The organism is Pseudomonas sp. BR20 (assembly GCF_050780135.1).
Lineage (GTDB): Bacteria > Pseudomonadota > Gammaproteobacteria > Pseudomonadales > Pseudomonadaceae > Aquipseudomonas.
Window position 1 is genome coordinate 4,406,851 of record NZ_CP172012.1, and the last position, 21,048, is coordinate 4,427,898.

Consider the following 21,048-nt stretch of genomic DNA (forward strand, 5'->3'; position numbering starts at 1 on the left):
TACCGCGCTGGGCGGGGCGTGGGGACAGTGAGCCGCTTGATCATGGCAAACAGGTTTTGGGGTGAACAGGCTTTTTGTGGCCTTATTTCGGTGGAACCACCGCCTCCGCCTCTATTTCGATCAACCACTCCGGCAACGAAAGCCCACTGACAATAATCCAGGACGACGGCGGCGGGTTATGGGGGAAGCGCTCACGGAGCGCCCGGGCTATGAGTTCCTGCTGATCACGCGCGGATTCGACGATATACAGCCGCAGCATCACCACATGGGACAAGTCACCCTCGACCTCGGCCAGGATCTTTTCGATATTGTCCAACGCCGTAGCGGTTTGCTCGGCCATGCCTGGCCCCACGGTACGCTCCTGGGCATCCACACCTACCTGGCCGGAAAGCAGAATACGCCGGCCATCAGGCACTTCGATGGCTTGGCTGAAGCCGTATTGCAAGGAGTTGAATACGCTCTTGGGATTGATGACCTTGGGTTGCATGACGCGTCCTTGTTGTCGGTAGGAGTGCAAGGCTAACGTTAAAAGTCTTACGTCTCCAGGAGAGGGCTTTGGGTGATGACGATGAGCAGGCCCATGGGACCGCTCTTACGCAACTTTCGGGTTGCGTCTGATCCACCTCGCCGCTAACCTTCGCGGGTCGCTGCAAATTCAGCGAATGGGTGTGGTAGCCCAGTTCTTTCATAGACCCCAAAACGCTCAAGGGCGTTTTTTTGTGCGGGCTGCTTTGTGGCGGCTGTGCATGGGAGGCTTCGGCCTGCCGGGTTTCTATGACCGGTCTACCACCCCGTGTACAGTCGCCTCCTGACTTCGTGTGGTAGCGAAATGGAGGTGCTCATTCATAGGAGCTTCGCCATGAAGAAAGTCACACCCAATCCCCCGCCATCCACCTCGGATGACAATCCGCAAATACCCCCCGATGCCATCTTCACCGCCCGTCCCGGCCTGAGTACGGAAGCCGCCTTGAGTAACGCCAGCGAGATGCTTGAATCGGCCACGGTCTGCGCGTACGACTGCGCCGAACGTCTTGACAGTCACCACCGCAGGCAGGTGCTGGCAGTGGTGCAGATGATCGAGATTACGCAGTTATTGGTGGATGAAGCCCTTAACCGGGAATGCCCGGCGGCCTGATCACACAGCGCAAACTCAAGCAGCACAGCAGAGCCCCAGTGGGAGCTGTCGAGCTAAAGCTCGACAGCTCTTAACTTCAAATAACTTACTGATTTAAAAGGGTTAAAATTTCACCCTGACGTCGTGAGTCTTGCATACACAATTTCAGGCGACCGCATTCCTGTGGCGAGCGGGCTTGTCCCGCGTTGGGCTGCGCAGCAGCCCCAAAACCAGGCGCAGAGGCGTGCCTGATACACCGCATTCGTCTTCATCAGGGGCGCTTCGCAGCCCAACGCGGGACAAGCCCGCTCGCCACAGAGGTCCCCGTTTGCTGCGCGGCAGCGCTACGTCGAGCAGGATAAATACGCTGACGCTACCAACCTCCCATCGCCAGGCTGAACGGCGAAAACTCCGCGAACTGCCACCGTAACGCCAACGCCGCCGGGCGGCGGACCACGTGGTCCACGGTCACCGTCCATAACCGCTGCGCGCCTTCGAAGCGGGCGACTTCAGGGCCGTCGAGGATCAGCGAGGTATGCCCGGCGATCTGCAGCACATCCCCCGTTTCAAAGTCGATAAACAACAGCCCCGCCACCGGGTTGGTCGCCAGGTTGCCCAAGGTGTTGAAGAACAGGTTGCCGGCAAAATCCGGGATGGTCAGCACGTTGCCCTCCACGCGCACGAAGCCGGTGTTGCCGCCGCGATGGGAAACGTCCACCGAGCGTTCATCGTTGACCTCGACGTAGCTGGCGACGAAGAAGGTGTCGGCGTTGCGGATCATGCTTTCGGCAGCGGCGTCGAGGCTGCCCAGGCGTTCGACCTGGGTGCCAGGTTTACGCGCGATCCCATCGACCGGCCGCAGTTGGATGTATTTGGGGCAATTGCCGTAGCTCTGCACCACGTCGACCGACAGGCCATCGTGATCGAGCGCGCCGACACGGCCGTTCATACGGTTGCGGCGACGGGTGTTCAGGTCGATGCCGAGCAGGCCCACTGCGGCGCCCTTGTGCAAGGCCGCGCGGGCCGGGTCGCTGGCAGACGGCAGGCTGTCTATCTGCAAAGTATAAGGATCGGGAGAGTGGACGAACCCCGGCGCGCCTTCAATCAGGGTCGCCCAGGGAATCCCCTGTTCATCCACCACGCCGAGCACCAGGTACGGCAACAAGGGATAGAAATCCCGATGCTGCTCCGGCAGGTGATCGCGTATCACCTTGGGCCCGACCACGGCCATGCGCTCGGCCACGCCGACCGCTGCTTGTAACTGCCGTTCGCCGGCATGCCAGGGGGATTGTTCGACGGGGTTCATGGTGATCACCTCAAGTTGAATGCCCTGATGCGGCGCCGATCACTGGAATTACCAGGTTTTACAATCCAGCATTTCAGCGGGTGAAACAATCACTCGCCAAACAATTCGACGATCAGCGTAAACAGCGTGGTCTTCACTGCGCTGTCCAACTCGGTCCAGGCCAATCCCGTGCTGGCCTGGAACGCTCCCAACACCAGCGGCCGCGACACGCAATTGGCTGGCAACGCCCGCGCGGCCTGCTGTGGCAATACACCGACGCCCAACCCGGCGCAGACCAGCGCGAGCATGGTGGTGAACTCGCCCAGTTCGGACGCGATCTGCAGGGGGATGCCCACGGCCTGGATAAATTCGTCGTAGAACCCCGGCGCATACCGCCGCGCGAGGATGTACACCGGCACGTCGAGCAGGTCACCGGGCTGGATCGAATCCTGCGTGGCCAACGGATGATCCATCGGCAAGGCCACGCAGAACGGCTCGCGCAACACCACGCGGGTCTGCACCCCAGGGTAGGCGGCGGGCAGGCGCATCAAGCCGAAATCCAGGCGGCCATTTTTCAACGCGGCGGCTTGATCAGGGCCGGGCATGTCCTTGAGCTCCAGCTCGATCCGCGGGTAGCGCTGATGCACCGTGCGGATCAACTCGGGCAACAGTTGAGGCAATACCGACGACACAAAGCCCAGGCGCACCCGGCCGACTTCCCCCCGGTTGGAGGCTCGTGCTGCATCCGCCGCCCGCGCGGCCTGGTGCAGGGTCGCCTGGGCTTCGGGCAGGAACACCCGACCGGCATCGGTCAAGGTCACCGAGTGGCGATTACGGTCCAGCAAGCGTACGCCCAGGCCACTTTCGAGCAGCTTGATCTGCATGCTCAGCGCCGGTTGCACAATCGACAACTGCGCCGCCGCCCGGCCGAAATGCAGCTCCTGGGCCAGTACCACAAAGGCGCGCAAGTGCTTGAGTTCCATCCAGCCTCCACGGTTATCACAGATATTGATCAGCCGATCATAAATGAACATTGGACCTGCGCCCTATACCGGCGTGATGTTAAGCCCATCAGCCAACGTTTTGATTATCACAAGCGCGCCCGGAGAAATATGCCCATGCCAAGCGTTCTAGACACCTTTCGCCTCGATGGCCGGCTGGCGCTGGTCACCGGCTCCAGTGCCGGTATCGGCCTGGCCATCGCCCGAGGCCTGGCCCAGGCCGGTGCGCGGGTGGTGCTCAACGGGCGTAACCGCAGCACGTTGTGCGACGCCGCCGCCGTGCTGACCCTTGAGGACCTGGAGGTGCACACCCAAGCGTTCGATGTGACCGACAGCGCGGCGATCCAAGCCGGCGTGGCCGCTATCGAGGAACGCCTCGGGCCCTTGGACATCCTGGTGAACAACGCGGGCATGCAGCGCCGTGGGCCGTTGGAAGACTACAGCGAGCAGCACTGGCGCGAACTGATCAGCACCAACCTCGACAGCGCCTTCCTCGTGGGCCAGGCTGTGGCGCGCGCGATGATCCCGCGCAAGCGGGGGCGCATCATCAATATTTGTTCGGTGCAAAGCGAATTGGGCCGCCCCGGCATCGCGCCGTATGCGGCGAGCAAAGGCGCGTTGAAGATGCTCACCAAGGGCATGGCCATCGACTGGGGCCCGCACGGGTTGACAGTCAACGGTATCGGCCCCGGCTACTTCAAGACCGAGTTGAACGCCAACCTGATGGCCAACCCCGAGTTCAGCGACTGGCTGGTGCAACGTACGCCGAGCCGCCGCTGGGGCGACGTCGCCGAGTTGGCCGGTGCGGCGGTGTTCCTGGCCAGCGATGCCGCGAGTTTCGTCAACGGTCATATCCTCTATGTCGACGGTGGCATCACCGCGTCGCTGTAACCCTGGAGAACCTTATGCACGCCATTGTCTGCCACGCCTCAAAAGACCTGCGGGTCAGCCCCCAGGACGAACCCCACACCCTGGGCCCCGAGCAACTGCGCGTGCGCATCGCCCGCGGCGGTATCTGCGGCTCGGACTTGCACTACTACCAGCACGGCGGCTTCGGCACGGTGCGCCTGCGCGAGCCGATGGTGCTCGGCCATGAAGTGTCGGCAGTGATCGACGCCGTGGGCGCGGACGCCGGCCGATTCAAGGTCGGCCAGCGCATTGCCGTATCGCCGTCGCGTCCATGCGGCGCTTGCCGTTATTGCCATCAAGGCCTGCCCAACCATTGCCTGGACATGCGCTTCTACGGCAGCGCGATGCCCTTCCCGCATATCCAGGGCGCGTTTCGCCAGAGCCTGGTGATCGAGACGCATCAGGCCCATGTGCTGGCCGATCACGTCAGCCTCGCCGAAGGTGCACTGGCCGAGCCGTTGTCGGTGGGGTTGCATGCGATCCAACGGGCCGGCGCAGTGTTCGGCAAGCGCGTGCTGGTGACCGGTTGCGGCCCCATCGGCAACCTGCTGATCGGCAGCCTGCGCGCCGCCGGTGCCGCTGAAATCGTCGCGGTGGACCTGTCCGCCAGCGCCCTGGCCTGCGCGGAAAAAATGGGCGCCACGCGCACCCACAACATCGTCGACGGCGTCGACGGCGTCGACGCGCTCAAGCGCTACACCGCCGAAAAGGGGTACTTCGAGGTGATGTTCGAAGTCTCCGGCAGCGCCCAGGCCCTGCGTAACGGCCTGGACTGCATCGCCCCGCGCGGCGTGCTGGTCACTGTCGGCTTGGGCGGTGAGGTGTCGCTGCCGCTGAACCTGCTGGTCAGCCGCGAGATCGACCTGCGCGGCACCTTCCGCTTCCACAGCGAATTTGCCCAGGCGGTGGACTTGCTCAATCGCCAGATCATCGACGTGCGCCCGGTGATCTCCCACACGGTGCCGTTCGAGCAGGCGGTGAAGGCGTTTGAACTGGCGGCGGACAAGACTCAGGCGATGAAGGTGGTGCTGGATTTTGGCGTGGCGGACGTGGAGTAAGGCCTACCCGCTTTCGGTCAGATACCCCCCCTCGACCTCAAGTGCGCGAATCCTAAGGTAATCTGCGGCGATCACCTTAGGATCGACATGAACCAGATACACCGTCCCCGGCTGACTGAACACGTCCTGCGTCGCACCCATTTGTTGTCCATTCTCGACGTAGAAAACTGCATCGAAGAAAGACTCAAGTTTGAGCAGCTCTTTCAAAAATAGATCCTTATCGAAACAGCCATTTGAACGGTTGATCAGGCAGACATTATAGGTATGTTGCAACAGTGGATAGTCGGCCTCCCTTGCCAGCAATTGTGCAAAAAACTCCGGCTCGGCGATGGATAAAACCACAGCTTCAATCTGCCCCAGACCGGTGGTTTGCCTGGATACACCGGGACGCAGAATACCGTCGGTTCGTGCAGCAACTTCTACCAGTTTCGGCCCCTCTGCGGTGAACATGACTTCTGCATGACTGGGGCCGTTGCGAATACCCAGACACCGCACCACTGCCCGAGTGTAATCCACCAGCACCGGGTAAACCGATGAGTCAGGTCCGATCAATTCATCGATGTCATAGAGTACGCCGCCCTCTTTTGTGCGCTGTTTTTGGTACCTCACGACCTCGGTAACAAGCTGTTGACCATTGAGTGAAACCATATTCACCACATATTCCGTCCCCGCCAGGTACTCCTGAATCAGCACCTGCGTATTAGGCAGGCTCAGCTTATTCGTTGCTCCCAACAGCTTGCCCACCGCAGTCTCGCAGGCCTGCCTATCCGCGCAGATGAACACACCATCGGCGCCTGCGCTGTCGAGGGGTTTTACCACGACAGGAAAGTGCCCATGGTCTTTGATCCAGCCGTCGGCCAACGCCCAACTGCCTGCAACGAACTGTCGGGGTGCGGGCAACTGAGCCTGGGAAACACATTGAATCATGTCGTACTTGTTTCGGCGGGCATTGGTCCTGTCGAAGTCATTACGATAGGGCAGTTGCAGTCCTTCATTTAATAGGTCAGCCAGGAGCACACCGGTTTCTGCACCGGCGATGATGACGTCAGGCTTGAAGCATTCGACGCCCGCCAAGGTAGTCGTCATATTGCTATTGACAATCATCTGCTCATAAATCGAATGATCGAAGCCCTTGTAGTAGTAACTCTCCAAGGCTCCCGTTGACGCCACATGCATGAGCACACAACCCTTTTCACTCAACCGCTTCGCCACAAATTTTCCCGAAGAGAAACCATCAACCACGACCACTCTAATCATGTTGCCTCCTTCCTGATTGCATACATCGCCCGACCCGAAAGCAACAACACAATGACGCTGACCGCCACCACACTGGCCATGGAAAACTCCACTCTGGTATCCAGGTATTGGAGTAACAGTACAAAGACAGGAAGTGTCAGCAAAACCAGGGAAACATGGATGGGTGTGAGGTAGTAGATGGTTTTCTGAATCAGGTAAATCGGCAACAAATGCCCGATCACAACCAGAACCACCATCGGCAGAATCAATTCGCGGTCGAGCGAAAAACTCACCTCGGAAGCAGGAATTGCGATGACGCAGACACCAATCATCGCCACGCTCCTGACAGCCAGTATTTCATGGACAGACCAATGGCGAGCGAACATCTCCTTGGAGAAAACCGTGTAAATGACGGTACCCAACGCGCAAACCATGACGCTGCCAATACCCAACAGTCGCTCCTCCACGGTAGTAGCGACCACACCGCTGTCACCGGCAAATGAATTGAACAACATGATCCCTACCGACGTGAGCACCAGACATGAAACCAGCGTATCTGCGAAGGCAGCCTTAGCACCGCGTTTAGTCAGCAGCGAGATAATCAACGTGAAGGCTGGGCCGCAGGCTACTGAGGCGACGCCGACCACTGCTGGCTCTAAATAACGCAACGCGTAAAACAGGCCTCCCCAGTTGAGTAGAACTGCAATATTGACGATAAAGACAAACGGCCAACAGGATCTAAACTTTGAAACCAAAGAACCTGCATCGCGATACAGTGCGCACACGATAAAAAACACTGCCGACGTTGCAAAACAATAAAAAACAACGATCAGCGTATTGATCGATTGTGTGACATAAGCGACATATACATCGAATGCTGCACTGAGCAAGCAAAACACCAAGCCAATTATTACGCCCACCCTAAGCATATCTATCAACCGAAAAAATACCGACCTATGAAATCACGTTCACACCTTCGTCTCTAACCACTATTTTCATAATGGTTTTCACATCAATACCCGTTTGTTTTTTAACCTTTTCAGCGCCATTATTCCCCACCTTTTCAACGGCACAAATAACGTCCACTAATTCGCCACCAGCACCTTTCACTGCATTGACCAACGCAATCACTGCACCACCAGTACTCAACGTATCATCAATAATAGTTACGCGATCACCAGCATTAACGCCATTAAGATACATATTTCCTTGAAAATACTCTGACTGCACATTAACCACCTGCTCATTGATATCCCCCAGACTGTAGGAATACCATCTCGCCATTGCCATAGGAATACCTGTAAGCAAAGAGACCGTCGTAGCAAGCGCAGCACCTTTATCTTCTTCAGTTACAATTTTTGAAACATTAAAATCTATGAGCCTAACGATTTTTTGAGCCACCTCCATTAATACCTCCGGCCTTAATGCCGGAATCTGATCAGTAAACTCGTTTACGGTAGTCAATGCTGCACCAGAGTTCACAACTCTGGCATTCCTATAAACCTCTTCAAGTAACATCATTCACCTCACTGTATTCTGGATAAACACCATCCCAGCGACTTGCGTACTTCCATGAACTATCAAAAAACAAGGTGACTGTATTTTTTTTGTGGAAGGTTCGTGCAAACTCATCGCAGACCAGCAAGTTCGCACCACAGGTCGGGCCAATTGGGATTTTTTCTTCGTCAATAAAGAGCTTCATTCGAGCCCATGCGTCTGAGCCTTCAATCACTCGGACCTCATCAACGAGTTCAGAGATTGTATTAGCTGACAAGACTCCGGCACCGAGCCCCATTAAGTTATGAGGTCGATGTTCAAAAGCCAAGTGATGCCTTTCTGCAAATAATGGAGCAGAATTATTGACTTCAAGCCCTACGGTTCTAATTTCGCTGTGCTCTCGCTTCAAGACCTCAGCAATACCAGAAAACGTTCCACCCGTGCCTATCGAGCAAACAAAAAAATCAGGTACTACGCCATGCACCTTCAGGTCCCGTACTATTTCTTCACCACAGACCTTCCAACTTTGCCTGTTCAATAAATTGCTGGACTGATCCAGAAAATAACTTTCTCTCGCCGAGTTCTCCGCTTGATAACGTTTGGCTCGAAGTACGGCTTCTGATAAAAAACCTTCTCTTGGCGTTTCAACTATTTCAGCCCCATAAGAGCGTATTTGAACTTTCCGTTCCTCAGTCATACCTTCCGGCATAAAGATTTTAACCTTATAGCCTTTTAGCCTTCCGATCCACGCAAGTGCTGCTCCACCATTCCCGGTAGAACAATCTATCAAGGTCATGCCCGACCAAATGACGCCGGTCTCTTCCAATCGGCTAACAATATTTAGATAAGCCCTGTCCTTGTGACTTCCTGAGGGATTCAAAAACTCACACTTAGAAAAAACCTTGTTGCCATTTATCGAGAGTGTTTTCAACTCTACAAGTGGCGTACCACCAATATCTTCGAGCTCCATTCTGAAGCCCCTATCCTCGACATAGAATACTTGAACGCTAACAGATTACTTCCCAGGCAAATAGCTAGCCGAACGGATAGGTAGTTTCAAGCTCGAAGTGGCGACCTGAGTGTAGGATTTTTCTGCAAACAATCCCTGCAAGAACTAGGATGCTGTCGACCCTTTGCCCACGGTACGTGCGACGCCCACGCCCCGCCGCCGATAGCCCGGAGATCAGGGTCATTGCGCACATCAACGGCAGTACCACATACCAGTAGGCGAACTCGAACACCCATCCCAGCAGGTAACCGATGGCCAACAGTTGCACCGCGGTGCGCACCGTTGACCAGGATCAGCGAAGCAGCGATGCCCATGTCCAGGGCGGTGAGGTTCTGATAGTTCACGGCTGGGCCGCCTCGCTCAACACCCCGGCACTCATCTGCCAGTGGATGTCGCTCATGCGCCGGGCCTGGTCGAGGTCGTGGGGTCGAGGGCGGTGGTGGGTTCGTCCAGCAGCACCTCGGGGTTGAGTTGCAGGGTGCGGATCAGCGAGACCACCTAGGCCTCGCCACCCGACAGGTCCAACGCGTTCTTCGTCAAAAAATCGGCTGCCTTGTGAGGGCGTGGGTCTCGATCAGTGCGCGCATGGACGCGGTGTTCCTCTTAAAACCTGTTGGGCGTAATGGTGAGGCCCGCGCGGGAAGTTTTCATGAAAAAATTCAAACTATCGTCACCCACGTCGTTCAGAACTTCAGGTTCAACGTTAAGTAGGAGACTACATGCAATACCGACAACTGGGCCATTCGGGCCTGCTGGTATCCGAAATCATCCTCGGCACCGTGCCCTTTGGCGGTCGCGCCGAGTTTGAAAAATGCGGGTCGGTAGACGTGCCCCAGGCCAGGCGCATGTTCGATATCGCGTTCGACGCCGGGGTGAATATGGTCGACACCGCCGACCTCTACTCCCATGGGCTGGCCGAAGAAGTCGTCGGCAAAGCCCTGGGCGACAAGCGCAACGATATCCTGCTGGCCACCAAGGGCCGCAGCCCGGTGGACAAAAACCCGAATAACTCAGGCTCTTCGCGCTACCACCTGATTCGCGCCTGCGAGGCCAGTTTGAAGCGCCTGGGCACTGACCATATCGACCTGTACCAATTGCACAATTGGGACGGCATGACCCCCATCGAGGAAACCCTCGAAGCCCTGCGGCTGTTGGTAGGGTCGGGGAAAATCCGTTACTTCGGCACCAGCAATTTTACTGCCTGGCAGATGATGAAAACCCTCGGCAAGGCCGAATTGCACGGCATGCTCAAGCCCATCACCCAGCAGATCTACTACACGCCGGAATCCCGCGAGGCCGAGTACGAGTTGCTGCCATTGGCCCTGGACCAGCACGTGGGCACTCTGGTGTGGGGGCCGATGGGCGAAGGCCTGCTGACCGGCTCCACCCGCCGCGGACATCAGCCACCGGCCAATACCCGCCAGGGCAGCGGCTGGCCCGAACCCTATGTACATGACCAGGAACGTGCGCTGGACATCATCGAGACCCTCGCCGCCGTGGGCGATGAACAGGGCGTGTCGGTGGCGCGCACCTGCCTGGCCTGGCTCAAGGACCGTCCAGGGATTACCTCCCTGATCGTCGGCGCCCGCACTGAAGCGCATCTGCGCGACAACCTGGCGGCCACAGAGTTGAAACTCACCGAAGAACAGTTCGCGCGCATTGAAGCGGTGACACGGCGCCAACCGTTGTACCCGTACTGGCATCGTTTTACTGCCGGGATTGATCGCTTCGATCCGGCAGAGCAGCCGTTCCTGGCCGAGCACCAGAAAACCATGGATGCACGCAAGGACAAATAATCCAGAACAGCGTACCTGTGGCGAGGGAGCCTGTTCCCTCACCACAGGTTACTTTTGGCCCTTTCTACGTCTTCACTGACTGACATGAGGGCAAATCCCCCTCCCACATTTAATCCCGTACAAACCCAAAAAAAGAGTGCGGCTTTGATCCCAAGCCCGATTTGCAATCAAACGCCGCAGTGCCTATATTTCCCACCTGGCGCTCTCTACGCCACCTTCCGCGGAAAGGGCTGCGCCCAAGACAGTCAAGCTCCACCTCATTTCTACGACTCCCAACCTTAAAGCGGAAAAGGTTTGTGCAAGGAGATCGTATGTCGCAACGCCCTGTATCCTCCAACACCGATGGCCGTCTCAACCTTGAGCAGCAGCGCAAGCGCGCCAAGGAATTGTTGCGGCAGCTGAAAACCCAGGACCCCAGCGCCACCCTGTCCCAGGCTCAGTGGGAGATCGCCAGGCAACTGGGTTTCAGCAGTTGGCCCAAGCTCAAGGCCCATGTCGACGCCATTGACTTCGCCGCCCGCCATCCCGACTTTGCCGCCAGCGACGAAGCACGCACCACCCACTGGCGCTGCGGCAATGACATTGCCCATAGCCTTCAGATTGCCGGGTTCAAGGGCCACTTCCACATGCTGAGCGACCCGCTATGCATGGGCCCGGTGCGCGACGTACCCACCGCAGAATTCCGCGCCCTGCGCAGCGCTTTCATCAGCCAGGCCTTTGCCCTGCCCGCAGCGGACGTCACGCGCCGCGTCGACGATGAATACGATCAGCTCCACACCTTGGGCAGCGCCGAGCACAGCGTGCTGTGGTGCGAGGCGGACGCCTATGACCAGTTGTTCCTGATCCGTGCCCTGGCCGGCCTGGAGCAGGCACCGCCCAAGCTGGAGCTGATCGAGGTGGATCGTATCCCCGGTGTCGAGCGCTTTATCGGTATCGGCCAACTGGCGCCCGATGTATTGGCGTGGCTATGGCCACAGCGGCGCTTGATCGGTGACGATGCGGTGCAACTGGCCAAACAGGCCTGGTCGGCCTATTGCGACAGCTCACCGACGAAGTTGGCGAAGCTTGCCCATGGTAAACACCCCGCCCTGCCCTTGCTGGCCCCGGCGCTGTTGCGTCAGTTGCAGGAACTGCCGGGCACCCAGGACGGCCTGTCGCTGACCGAACGCCTGGCCCTGACCTACCTCGCCGAAGCCGGGGCGCTGCCATTTGGCCGTGTGTTCGCCGAGCTGATGGCCAGGCGCGACCCGCTGCCGTTCCTGGGGGACATGATGTTTCATGCGCTGTTGCGGCCGTTGATCGATGGCGAGCAGCCGTTGCTGACGGAAACCGAGACGCATCTGGACTGGCCGCGTCGGCCGCTGGCGCTGACGCCCTTGGGCCATGAAGTGCTCAATGGGCAGGCGTACTGGCTCGACCATGCCAGCCACGAACGCTGGGTGGGTGGTACGTGCATCAGGCCCGGCCAACCGCACTGGACGATTGACGAGGCTCTGCGCCCCCAGTACAGAGCGCAGTAAAAAAACAGCCCGCCGTGCATCACGCACGGCGGGCTGTTTTAGTAGTCATCGGCGCCCAGGCTGAAGACGGTGGTGCATCAACGCGGGATTAGGCTAAGGTGCCGCCCACGCGCCCTTTCCCTGCGAGACCTCTGCATGCGACCCCTGATCTTCGCCAGCCTGTGCCTGCTGGCAGGCTGCCAACAAACGCCGCCGGCCAACGACCAGCTCGACGCGGTACTCTGGACCCAGACCTCCATCGAACACGAGTTGATCTATCGCCAGGTCTTCGCCGATGCCACCCGCCAGCTCGACGTGGCGCTGGCCGATCCCAGCTGGGACGCGTTGCCCTTCCCGCCCCGCAACCTGAGCGGCCTGCCACCGGCAGTGGTGGTGGATATTGACGAAACCCTGCTGGACAACGTGCCGCTCAATGCCCGCGACGTCATCCATAACCAGGTGTATGGCTACGACCGCTGGAACACCTGGGTCGACCAGGCCAAGGCCCAGGCCCTCCCCGGTGCCGTGGCGTTCCTGCAAGCGGCGCAACAAAAAGGCATCACGGTTTACTACCTGACCAACCGCGAACACAGCCAGGTCGCGGCCACTGTGGCCAACCTGCGCCTGCGCGGTTTTCCGGTAGAGAGCAATCAACAGGTGCTCGCCGCCAGTACGCCTACCGGGCACTGCGAAAGCGCCGGCTACGGCAAGAACTGCCGCCGCCAATGGGTCGCCAGCCAGGCTCGCGTGCTGTTGATGGCCGGTGATTCCCTGGGGGATTTCGTCCAGGCCGAACACAACACCCTCGAGGCCCAGCGCAAGGCGGTCGAACCCTATGTGAACTGGCTGGGGCAGCGCTGGTTTTTGCTGCCCAACCCGACCTATGGCAACTGGTACAGCGCGCCCTATGGGGATGATGAAAAGCTGCCGTTCGCGCAGAAACGCCAGCTCAAGCAGCAGGCGTTGCAGTTGCAGGAATAACGCCGGACTAGTGCAGGCGCCCGCCCAACGGGTACTCGACCGCCAGGCGGATCTGGTTGGCATCCAACTCCGCCTGGGCCGCATTGCCCCGGTGCACGGCGTGGCGCAGGGTAAAGGCGAGGTTTTTCGCGACACCGGACTGAACCACGTAACGTGCTTGCAGGTCACGCTCCCAATGCTTGCCCCCATCACCGTATCCGAGCCATGAGTAGCCGCCGCCAGGATCCATGTGGCGGCCGTCGATACCACTGCCGCGTACATACAACGCCGCCAGGCTCAGGCCGGGCATGCCATGGCCCGTTAGGTCCAAGTCATAGCGCGCCTGCCACGAGGCCTCCCGGGGGGCATTGAAATCGGACAGCGCCACGGCGTTGCTCAGGTAAATCGCTCCGCGCGTCACGTAGTCGAACGGCGTGTCGCCACTGACTTTCTGATAGCCCACGCCCACACTATGGGCACCGAACCGATACGTCGAGAGCAGGCTCCATGTGGTGTTATCGATCCGCCCGGACAGCGCCTTGCCGGTGTCCTGGGTGCGATACAGGTTCAGGTCAACGGTCAGTGCCTGGCCGGGAAACAGCGGCCGGGTGTAGACCGCCCCCAGGTAATGCTGGCGCCAGGTGTCTTCATAGACAGCACTGAACACGCTGGCGCTCAGCCCCTTGATTGCCGTATTGCGTATGCCCACCAAGTCAAAGCGATCGCCTTGCTTGCCGTTGGAATAGTTGACGACAAATCCTCGGTCATGGCTGCTGGCGTTGCGGTCGGTGCTCTCATTGAAGTGCCCAGCGAACAGGGTGGTGGCCGGCAACTCGCGGCTGGTCAACAACCATCCCGTCGCGGTTTCGGGCAGCAAGCGGCTGTCGGACGAGGCAAACACCGGGGTTTTCACCCGCTGCTCGCCATAGCGCAATTCGGTTGAGGAAAAGCGCAGTTTGGCAACTGCACCACCGCGGCTGAACTGGTCCTTGGGGTGGCCGTCATTGTCCACCCCCAATAGCCGTGCCTTCCCGGCACGTCCACCGCCACCGTCCAGTTGCCAGGCGGAATAAACGTGCGCATCCAGGCCAAAACCCAGGGTACCGGTGGTGAACCCCGAGGCGTAGTCAGCCATCAGGCCATAGGCCCATTCCTCCGCCAGGTCGCTGCGCTGGGATCGAGGTTTGTAGGCGTTGCGAGCGCCGTTGCTCAGGGCGCCATGCTGGTAGTCGCGGCGGTCGTAGACACTGCGGTTGAGCAGGTTCCACTGGCTGTCCTCGATAAAGCCTTTGGCGGTGTCTTGTTCGGCGGCGAAGGCGAGCAGGCTCTGCCCTCCCAGTGCCAATAGCAGGGTGCGGGTCGATAGCATCTTCACGGTTTGACTCCAGAACGTGTCAGGCAAAGGTGTTCCGCAGGGCGCAGAACACCGTTGGTTCCGTCAGAGGTATTTGAGAATCGCGATGTCGCGACGACGCTGTTTGAGGCCGGCGAACCAGCGCGTCGGGAAGAACAGCAACACCCCGAGTATCACGCTCCACAACCACACCACCGGCAGGTCGTCAAAACCGTAGTACGTGCCCTGGTTAGCGCCCCAGATCGCCAGCGCGACCAGGTACATGGCCTTGAGCACGTAGAGGTGCAGCAAGTAGAAAAACATCGGCGCCCCACCGTAGATCGCCAGGGTCGCGGTAGCCCAGCGGGACTGCCATTTCTCGAACAGTGCCAACAACAGCAGCGACAGGCCCAGGGTGGGCATCAGGAACATCAGCGACGGCGGGTATTTCTTCGCGCTCATGAAGCTCATGAAGGTGCGCAATGCATCACCGGTCTGCACCCAGGGTTTCTCGCCATACACGTTGAGGTAGCGGATAAACACAAACGCGACCAGCAAGCCTGTACCCAGCTTGACCAGGCGGGAGATACGCTCCGCCGACGGCATCGCCTTGCCAAACCACGGACCGATGCCCCAGCCCAGCAGGATCACACCGATCCACGGCAATATCGGGTACGTCGTGCGGGCGCGGGTGAATTCGGTAATGTCGATAAACACCCGCTGATGCAGGATCGACCAGGGCACGAAGAACGGCGACTCCGGCCCGACTGTCACGCCATCGAGCAGGTTATGCCCGGCAACGATCGCCACCCCCAGCACGATCAGCCAGGCGCGTTTGAAGTGCAGCAAACCGGCAAGCACGATCATGCACAGGCCGATACACCAGATCACTTGCAGCCACAACGTCTTGGGTGGGAACTCGGCGTTCCAGGCAAAGCACACGAAGGTGATTTCCAGGAACACCAGGAACAGACCGCGCTTGAGCAAAAACACCGAGGTTTCGCGGGCGCTGTGTTTCTGGCTGTAGAGCCAGGCCGACAAGCCCGTCAGAAAGATAAACGCCGGGGCGCAGATCTCGCTGAGCATGCGGGTGAAATACAAGTCCGGGGTGACACTCAAGGCATCGATCGGGTCGGTGACCTGCCGATGCAGCAAGAAGGTTTCGCGCACATGGTCGATGAGCATCAACAGCATCACAAAACCACGCAGCGCATCGATAGCCAGCATGCGCGTGGCCGCCGTGACGTTCGTGCGGGCAAGCGTCGGCGCAACAGTGCCCGCCTGACCGGCCAATCCTGAAGAAAGGGTCATATCAATCACTCATGAAGGAGGCAATGAATCAGGCTGACTTTTTCAGCCTGGCGACTTCCGATGCCGGCAGTTGCGACGGCGCGCGAGGTAACGGCGCCTGGCCTTGCTGGCGGTGGAACGACAACGTCGAACTGAAGCGTTTGACGTCAAACCGCTCGGGTTTACCCGCCAGATCAAGACGCTCGCCAGGGCTGTTGTCCTGGTACTCGACGGCCACCACGTAAGTCCCCTGCCACGGCAGCTCGAAGCTGACGTTGCCGGCGGCATCGCTGCGCTGCTTGAAGACTTCACCGGAGGCGGTTTCCAGCATCACTTCCTGGCCCGTCAGCGGCTTGCCCGCGAAGAACACCCGGAACTGCGCACGGCCCGCATCGGCAACGCCGGTGGGCACGATATCCAGGATCAGCTCCGGGCTACGGGCACGCAGGTCACCGACCCAACGCGTGGCCGGCGTCCAAGCGGCTTTCAAGGTCTTGGTGCCTTCATGCACATCGAACATCGGATAGTGCAGGTCTTGCGCCAGCAACGAATCCTCGGGACTGGGCTGCTCAGCCAGCATGAACGCCTGGCGTTGCAGGCTCAGCTGTAGCGGTGCCGACCGGTCGGCCATCGACCACGCCTGGAGTTGCCTGAACCGGTCCATTCCCCCCGGCGTGACCTCCAGCACGTTCTTGTCATATTCCCCGTAGTACAAGGCCAGGGGCTGGCCGGGAAGTTGCTCGTACCAAATCTGATGCGCCTCGCTGGCGGTTGCCAGCATGAACGCCCCATAACCCAACAGTGCTTTTGCGTTGCTCATTCGCATTTTTTTCGCTCCGATTGGTGGTGTTCAACCCAAGGCTGTCGCGGCTGGAAAACACCGCACAGCCCTGCGCTCCCTCACTCTGCAAGCATTACAACGCAGGCCCTTTTGCGGTATGCGCCGAATTGCGCCCACGGATCGGCGCAGACCACTGTTTAAGGGTCCAAAAAAGTGTTTTATGCGGGTTGCGTCGAGATGAGGCGTTTAGCCAAGACTACGAGTGGGTGTGTCCAATTGAGGTGCAAAAGCAGTGAGCTTTGATCGTTTCCACGTTCTGCGCAAAGCTGTGTACCTGATGTACCGAGGTGCCTGCATCGCAGGCAAGCCAGCTCCCACCTTTAGGTCGTGGGGCATCCGTTAGATAGTCGTCGGCTCCCGAGCCGTCACGGGAGCAAGCTCCCTCGCCACAGCTTCAGGGCCGCGCCAAAGTTGTGTAGATACCTATGGCCATCGGGGGCAAGCCCCCTCCCACAGGAAAGCGAGCGTATGTCAGTGCCGCAGCAACTTGCGCAACGGCACGCCATCCTTGAGCACCGGTGACTTGATCACGATATAGCTGAAGTACTTGGAGATACCGATGTTCTTGTCCAGCAAGCTTTCAACCACTTCCTGGTAATGCTGGATGCTGCGGGTCATGAAACGCACCAGGTAGTCGTAGCCACCACTGATCAGGTGACACTCGAGCACTTCGTCCACCAGGCGGATATTCGATTCGAACTTGGCGAAGTCTTCACGCTTGTGGTCGCTGAGGGTGATCTCGGTAAACACCGTGACCGAATCGGTTATCTTGGCCAGGTTCAAGTGCGCCTTGTAGCTGGAAATATACCCGGCCGACTCCAGCCGCTTGACCCGTTGCAGGCACGGGCTGGCGGACAGGCCCACGGCGTCGGCGAGGCTGACATTGGTCATCCGGCCGTCTTTTTGCAATTCAACCAGAATACTGATGTCGATCCGGTCCAGCTTGACTTGCCCTTCCATTGCGTACCTCTTGACTGCCGTTTGTAAGACAATCTTCTAGCAAAATCAGCGCCGTAAAGACAGCTGATGCTGCGCCACCAGATCCGCCATGCTGTTGATGCAGTAGTCCGCCGCGCAAGGCGAAGGCTGCCGCGCCCGGTGGCGGCCGATCAAACAGCGGTCCAGGGCCGCGTGTGCGCCGACTGACGGTCGCGTCACATGCAGCACCGGTTGCAACTGCTCGCCCTGGTCCGTGAGCCATTGCGGGTCTTCGGCCAGGGAAATGAAATCTTCCGGTGCAATCCCCAATCGCTCGCACAACACCCCGCGATCCTCGGCATCACGGTCGCCACGCACCAGCAATCGGTAGAACTTGCGCAGGTACAGCATCGCCCCCGGGGCATCCTCGAACAACGACCAATTGCCCGCCGAACGGGCAAAGCTCATGCCCTCCTCCCAACTGGCGTGCAATCCCCACGCCTCTGCCAGTTGGCGATGGGCAAAACACAACACGCCACTGAAGCCCAGCTCGGCGAAACGCGGATAGAGCTGGGCAACCTGCGCATTGAATTCGGCCAGCACCTGGTCCTTGGCCGGCTGCCCGCCACGGCTGTCGAGCAGCGGTTGCAACGCCGCCCACACCCCGGAATCGCGATCCACCAGCACTTCATCGCAATCGATCAGCAACGCTCGATAATCTGTCAGTCCCATGTGGGGTCAAGCCTCCAATGCTGCAGTTGGCCCATAGTGGGCACAGCCTCAGTTCAAGACCCGTGCCAAGGCACCGTCGAGGATTTTCAGCGCTTCGTCGACCTGAGCTTCAGTGGTCACCAACGGCGCGAGGAAGCGCAGCACATTGCGATGCACCCCGCATTTGATCACCAGCAAACCACCGGTCCGGGCTTCATCGATCAGCCGTTGGTTGAGGTCGGCATCCGGGGTTCGGGCCGGGTCATCCTTGATCAATTCCATCGCCAACATAAAGCCGGTGCCGCGCACATCGCCGATGCGCGAGTAGCGCGCCTGCAAATCGAGCAAACCCTGGCGCAGGCGCTCGCCCAGTACTTGGCTGCGCGCCAGCAACTGCTCCTGCTCGAACGCATCGATCACCGCCAGCGCCGCCGCACAGGCCAGCGCATTACCGCCGTAGGTGCCGCCCAGCCCGCCGGGCAATGGTGCATCCATGATGTGCGCCTTGCCGACTACGCCGGACAACGGCAAGCCGCCGGCCAGGCTCTTGGCCACGGTCACCAGGTCGGGCTGGATACCCGCATGCTGGAAACCGAACCAGGTGCCGGTGCGACCGAAGCCAGTCTGGATTTCGTCGAGGATCAACACGATGCCATGCTTGTCGGCCAACGCTCGCAGCGCCTGGAGAAACTCAGGTGGCGCGGTGAGGAAACCGCCGTCGCCCTGCACCGGTTCGATGATGATTGCAGCCACCCGCTCCGGCGCTACCTGGGTCGCCAGCAACTCATCCAAGGCCTTGATCGCGATGTCGCTGGTCACGCCGCGATAAGCATTCGGGTACGGGGTGTGGAACACCTCCGGCGCAAACGGCCCGAAGTTCTGCTTGTAGGGCTGGCTCATGCCGGTGAGCGTGGTGCCCAGCAACGTGCGCCCGTGAAAACCGCCACGGAAGGCGATCACCGCCGAGCGATTGGTATGGGCGCGGGCGATCTTCACCGCATTTTCCACCGCCTCGGCGCCGGAGGTGAAGAACGCCGCTTTGTACGCTTCCTGGCCGCCAATCATTTCACACAGGCGCTGGGCCAGGTCGAGGTAAGGCTGATAGGCAACCACCTGGAAGCAGGCATGGGAGACCTTCTGCAACTGGGCCTGCACAGCGGCGACCACCTTGGGGTGGTTATGACCGATGTTGAGCACGCCGATACCGCCGACGAAGTCCAGGTAACGCTTGCCATCCACGTCCCACAACTCGGCGCCCTGGGCACGGTCGATCACCAGCGGGTGCGCGGTCACCAGGCCACGGGGCACGAACTGCTCGCGCTGACGGAGCAAATGAGGGGTTTCGTCGACTTTGCTATTCATGGCATTTCCCATCGTGAGTCCGGCAACCGGAAGGTGGTTGCGATGCTGACCAGAGTACGACCTGCGGGCAACGAACTACGCCGAACTTGCCCCGTGAGAAATTCGGATCAACTGTTTTCGCCCCGCGTTTCAACAGATCCTGCGCCGGGCTTGGGGGATGATGATCGCTACCTTCATCCAGCAGGAAATGCCCATGGCCTTGCTCTACAAAGCTGACCCGGTGCGCGGCCAACACTGGCAGGCACTCTTTGCCCAACACGCGCCGGATATCGAATGGCGCGCCTGGCCCGACATCGGCAACCCCTCCGAGGTCGACTACCTGGCCGCCTGGCAGGCGCCGGAAGATGTGGCGCACGTGCTGCCCAACCTGAAGGTGTTGTTTGCGTTGTCGGCCGGTGTCGATCAACTGGATCTGGACTGTCTGCCTGCCGGCCTGCCGGTGGTGCGCCTGCTGGATCCGGGCATCACCCGCGGCATGTGCGAATACGCCAGTTGGGCGGTGCTCAGCCTGCACCGCGACATGCTGCGCTACCGTCAGCAGCAGGTTGCGCGCTGTTGGCAGGCGCACCTGTTGCAGCCGGCTGCGAACCGGCGTGTGGGGGTAATGGGGTTGGGTGCCCAGGCCCAGCAGATCCTGGCGACCTTCGCCCCCCTGGGCTTTGCCCTGTCCGGCTGGGCGCGCAGTGCGCACCAGGTGCCGGGGGTGGAGTGTTATGCGGGGGAAGCGCAACTGCCGGCGTTTCTTAGCCAGTGCGATATTTTGCTGTGCGTGTTGCCGTTGACGGAGCAGACCCAGGGAATTCTGGACCGGCGCTTGTTTGCGCAACTGCCACGGGGGGCGGGGTTAGTGAATATGGGCCGTGGGGGGCACCTGGTTGAAGAGGATTTGCTCGAGGCGCTGGAGAGTGGGCAGTTGAGTGGGGCGGTGCTGGATGTGCTGCGGGAAGAGCCGGCGGCGCCGGCGCATCCGTTCTGGGAGCATCCGCAGGTGTTGTTGACACCGCATATTGCGGCGATGACGCAGCCGGAAAGTGCGTTTGGGGTGTTGTTGGAGAATATTCGGCGGTTTGAGCGGGGGGAGGAGATGGTGGGTGAGGTGGATCGGTTGCGGGGGTATTGAGTACCTATTCGGTTCCAAGGCCGTCGGTTCCAAGCCCGCAAGAGCAGGCCAAGGTTTACCTGATGTATGCAGATCATAATGTGAGAGGGGGCTTGCTCCCGATGGCGGT

At 59.6% G+C, this 21,048-nt stretch carries 20 protein-coding genes and 2 pseudogenes; 7 read left to right on the forward strand and 15 right to left on the reverse strand.

What is annotated here, in order from left to right; all coding sequences use genetic code 11:
• Positions 1-82 precede the first annotated feature (82 nt).
• Positions 83-487 (reverse strand): RidA family protein, encoded by a 405-nt coding sequence (locus ACHPFG_RS20050; protein ID WP_131698213.1) that lies wholly within the window; start codon positions 485-487, stop codon positions 83-85.
• Between the two features lie 372 nt (positions 488-859).
• Here ACHPFG_RS20050 and ACHPFG_RS20055 point away from each other — a divergent pair, with 372 nt between their 5' ends.
• Entirely contained in the window at positions 860-1,135 is a 276-nt protein-coding gene (locus ACHPFG_RS20055; protein WP_431700248.1) for a DUF6124 family protein, read from the forward strand.
• Between the two features lie 352 nt (positions 1,136-1,487).
• Here ACHPFG_RS20055 and ACHPFG_RS20060 read toward each other — a convergent pair whose 3' ends face one another.
• On the reverse strand, positions 1,488-2,420 hold the full coding sequence (locus ACHPFG_RS20060; protein WP_431700249.1) for a pyridoxamine 5'-phosphate oxidase family protein: 933 nt from the start codon (positions 2,418-2,420) through the stop codon (positions 1,488-1,490).
• 89 nt (positions 2,421-2,509) lie between these two features.
• Positions 2,510-3,382, reverse strand: coding sequence for a LysR family transcriptional regulator (locus ACHPFG_RS20065; RefSeq protein WP_431703502.1), 873 nt, complete (start codon positions 3,380-3,382; stop codon positions 2,510-2,512).
• 135 nt (positions 3,383-3,517) lie between these two features.
• Between ACHPFG_RS20065 and ACHPFG_RS20070 the strand changes: the two genes are divergently transcribed.
• Both ACHPFG_RS20070 and ACHPFG_RS20075 read left to right on the forward strand, forming a co-directional pair.
• A complete protein-coding gene (locus ACHPFG_RS20070; RefSeq protein WP_431700250.1) occupies positions 3,518-4,291 on the forward strand; it encodes a glucose 1-dehydrogenase in 774 nt (257 codons plus the stop codon).
• Positions 4,292-4,305: 14 nt separating this feature from the next.
• On the forward strand, positions 4,306-5,367 hold the full coding sequence (locus tag ACHPFG_RS20075; protein WP_431700251.1) for an L-idonate 5-dehydrogenase: 1,062 nt from the start codon (positions 4,306-4,308) through the stop codon (positions 5,365-5,367).
• A 3-nt stretch (positions 5,368-5,370) separates the two neighbouring features.
• Here the strand turns inward: ACHPFG_RS20075 and ACHPFG_RS20080 are convergent, their stop codons facing one another.
• From ACHPFG_RS20080 to ACHPFG_RS20105, 6 genes and pseudogenes are all read right to left on the reverse strand, one after another.
• Positions 5,371-6,624, reverse strand: coding sequence for an ATP-grasp domain-containing protein (locus tag ACHPFG_RS20080; RefSeq protein ID WP_431700252.1), 1,254 nt, complete (start codon positions 6,622-6,624; stop codon positions 5,371-5,373).
• Positions 6,621-7,502 carry an EamA family transporter gene (locus ACHPFG_RS20085; protein ID WP_256663451.1) on the reverse strand — a complete coding sequence of 294 codons (882 nt, stop codon included), beginning with the start codon at positions 7,500-7,502 and terminating at the stop codon, positions 6,621-6,623. The genes ACHPFG_RS20080 and ACHPFG_RS20085 overlap by 4 nt, the downstream gene beginning before the upstream one ends.
• Positions 7,503-7,557: 55 nt before the next feature.
• Positions 7,558-8,124, reverse strand: coding sequence for a phosphoribosyltransferase family protein (locus tag ACHPFG_RS20090; protein WP_431700253.1), 567 nt, complete (start codon positions 8,122-8,124; stop codon positions 7,558-7,560).
• Positions 8,111-9,070 (reverse strand): cysteine synthase family protein, encoded by a 960-nt coding sequence (locus ACHPFG_RS20095; RefSeq protein ID WP_431700254.1) that lies wholly within the window; start codon positions 9,068-9,070, stop codon positions 8,111-8,113. Before ACHPFG_RS20095 ends, ACHPFG_RS20090 begins: the two co-directional genes overlap by 14 nt.
• 133 nt (positions 9,071-9,203) lie before the next feature.
• Positions 9,204-9,453: pseudogene (locus ACHPFG_RS20100) on the reverse strand (ABC transporter permease); the annotation flags it as partial.
• A pseudogene (locus ACHPFG_RS20105) lies at positions 9,450-9,664 on the reverse strand (ABC transporter ATP-binding protein); the annotation flags it as partial. The pseudogenes ACHPFG_RS20105 and ACHPFG_RS20100, both read right to left, overlap by 4 nt.
• A gap of 164 nt (positions 9,665-9,828) precedes the next feature.
• On the opposite strand from ACHPFG_RS20105, the gene ACHPFG_RS20110 reads away from it, so the two are divergent.
• The 3 genes from ACHPFG_RS20110 (at position 9,829) to ACHPFG_RS20120 (ending at position 13,385) form a co-directional block, all read left to right on the forward strand.
• Positions 9,829-10,905 (forward strand): aldo/keto reductase, encoded by a 1,077-nt coding sequence (locus tag ACHPFG_RS20110; protein WP_145336234.1) that lies wholly within the window; start codon positions 9,829-9,831, stop codon positions 10,903-10,905.
• Positions 10,906-11,216: 311 nt separating this feature from the next.
• Positions 11,217-12,425 (forward strand): DUF1835 domain-containing protein, encoded by a 1,209-nt coding sequence (locus ACHPFG_RS20115; RefSeq protein ID WP_431700255.1) that lies wholly within the window; start codon positions 11,217-11,219, stop codon positions 12,423-12,425.
• A 135-nt stretch (positions 12,426-12,560) separates the two neighbouring features.
• Positions 12,561-13,385 (forward strand): 5'-nucleotidase, lipoprotein e(P4) family, encoded by an 825-nt coding sequence (locus ACHPFG_RS20120; RefSeq protein WP_431700256.1) that lies wholly within the window; start codon positions 12,561-12,563, stop codon positions 13,383-13,385.
• A gap of 7 nt (positions 13,386-13,392) precedes the next feature.
• Here the strand turns inward: ACHPFG_RS20120 and ACHPFG_RS20125 are convergent, their stop codons facing one another.
• From ACHPFG_RS20125 to gabT, 6 genes are all read right to left on the reverse strand, one after another.
• Positions 13,393-14,733, reverse strand: coding sequence for an OprD family porin (locus ACHPFG_RS20125; RefSeq protein WP_431703503.1), 1,341 nt, complete (start codon positions 14,731-14,733; stop codon positions 13,393-13,395).
• A 69-nt stretch (positions 14,734-14,802) separates the two neighbouring features.
• On the reverse strand, positions 14,803-16,008 hold the full coding sequence (locus tag ACHPFG_RS20130; RefSeq protein WP_167655757.1) for a DUF1624 domain-containing protein: 1,206 nt from the start codon (positions 16,006-16,008) through the stop codon (positions 14,803-14,805).
• Between the two features lie 28 nt (positions 16,009-16,036).
• Positions 16,037-16,807 carry a DUF4198 domain-containing protein gene (locus tag ACHPFG_RS20135; RefSeq protein WP_431700257.1) on the reverse strand — a complete coding sequence of 257 codons (771 nt, stop codon included), beginning with the start codon at positions 16,805-16,807 and terminating at the stop codon, positions 16,037-16,039.
• A 492-nt stretch (positions 16,808-17,299) separates the two neighbouring features.
• On the reverse strand, positions 17,300-17,788 hold the full coding sequence (locus tag ACHPFG_RS20140) for an Lrp/AsnC family transcriptional regulator (RefSeq protein WP_010449292.1): 489 nt from the start codon (positions 17,786-17,788) through the stop codon (positions 17,300-17,302).
• Positions 17,789-17,833: 45 nt separating this feature from the next.
• Positions 17,834-18,478 (reverse strand): 2-haloalkanoic acid dehalogenase, encoded by a 645-nt coding sequence (locus ACHPFG_RS20145; protein WP_131698227.1) that lies wholly within the window; start codon positions 18,476-18,478, stop codon positions 17,834-17,836.
• A gap of 48 nt (positions 18,479-18,526) precedes the next feature.
• Positions 18,527-19,819 (reverse strand): 4-aminobutyrate--2-oxoglutarate transaminase, encoded by a 1,293-nt coding sequence (gene gabT, locus ACHPFG_RS20150; protein WP_431700258.1) that lies wholly within the window; start codon positions 19,817-19,819, stop codon positions 18,527-18,529.
• A 193-nt stretch (positions 19,820-20,012) separates the two neighbouring features.
• Here gabT and ACHPFG_RS20155 point away from each other — a divergent pair, with 193 nt between their 5' ends.
• Positions 20,013-20,939, forward strand: coding sequence for a 2-hydroxyacid dehydrogenase (locus tag ACHPFG_RS20155; RefSeq protein WP_431703504.1), 927 nt, complete (start codon positions 20,013-20,015; stop codon positions 20,937-20,939).
• Positions 20,940-21,048 lie beyond the last annotated feature (109 nt).

Coding starts and splice junctions, on each gene's coding strand:
- ACHPFG_RS20110 (WP_145336234.1), top strand. CDS start 9,829: ATGCAATACCGACAACTGGGCCATTCGGGCCTGCTGGTATCCGAAATC.
- ACHPFG_RS20155 (WP_431703504.1), top strand. CDS start 20,013: ATGGCCTTGCTCTACAAAGCTGACCCGGTGCGCGGCCAACACTGGCAG.
- ACHPFG_RS20070 (WP_431700250.1), top strand. CDS start 3,518: ATGCCAAGCGTTCTAGACACCTTTCGCCTCGATGGCCGGCTGGCGCTG.
- ACHPFG_RS20140 (WP_010449292.1), bottom strand. CDS start 17,788: ATGGAAGGGCAAGTCAAGCTGGACCGGATCGACATCAGTATTCTGGTT.
- ACHPFG_RS20060 (WP_431700249.1), bottom strand. CDS start 2,420: ATGAACCCCGTCGAACAATCCCCCTGGCATGCCGGCGAACGGCAGTTA.
- ACHPFG_RS20145 (WP_131698227.1), bottom strand. CDS start 18,478: ATGGGACTGACAGATTATCGAGCGTTGCTGATCGATTGCGATGAAGTG.
- ACHPFG_RS20090 (WP_431700253.1), bottom strand. CDS start 8,124: ATGATGTTACTTGAAGAGGTTTATAGGAATGCCAGAGTTGTGAACTCT.
- ACHPFG_RS20125 (WP_431703503.1), bottom strand. CDS start 14,733: ATGCTATCGACCCGCACCCTGCTATTGGCACTGGGAGGGCAGAGCCTG.
- ACHPFG_RS20065 (WP_431703502.1), bottom strand. CDS start 3,382: ATGGAACTCAAGCACTTGCGCGCCTTTGTGGTACTGGCCCAGGAGCTG.
- ACHPFG_RS20075 (WP_431700251.1), top strand. CDS start 4,306: ATGCACGCCATTGTCTGCCACGCCTCAAAAGACCTGCGGGTCAGCCCC.
- ACHPFG_RS20055 (WP_431700248.1), top strand. CDS start 860: ATGAAGAAAGTCACACCCAATCCCCCGCCATCCACCTCGGATGACAAT.
- ACHPFG_RS20050 (WP_131698213.1), bottom strand. CDS start 487: ATGCAACCCAAGGTCATCAATCCCAAGAGCGTATTCAACTCCTTGCAA.
- ACHPFG_RS20115 (WP_431700255.1), top strand. CDS start 11,217: ATGTCGCAACGCCCTGTATCCTCCAACACCGATGGCCGTCTCAACCTT.
- ACHPFG_RS20135 (WP_431700257.1), bottom strand. CDS start 16,807: ATGAGCAACGCAAAAGCACTGTTGGGTTATGGGGCGTTCATGCTGGCA.
- ACHPFG_RS20130 (WP_167655757.1), bottom strand. CDS start 16,008: ATGACCCTTTCTTCAGGATTGGCCGGTCAGGCGGGCACTGTTGCGCCG.
- ACHPFG_RS20080 (WP_431700252.1), bottom strand. CDS start 6,624: ATGATTAGAGTGGTCGTGGTTGATGGTTTCTCTTCGGGAAAATTTGTG.
- ACHPFG_RS20120 (WP_431700256.1), top strand. CDS start 12,561: ATGCGACCCCTGATCTTCGCCAGCCTGTGCCTGCTGGCAGGCTGCCAA.
- gabT (WP_431700258.1), bottom strand. CDS start 19,819: ATGAATAGCAAAGTCGACGAAACCCCTCATTTGCTCCGTCAGCGCGAG.
- ACHPFG_RS20095 (WP_431700254.1), bottom strand. CDS start 9,070: ATGGAGCTCGAAGATATTGGTGGTACGCCACTTGTAGAGTTGAAAACA.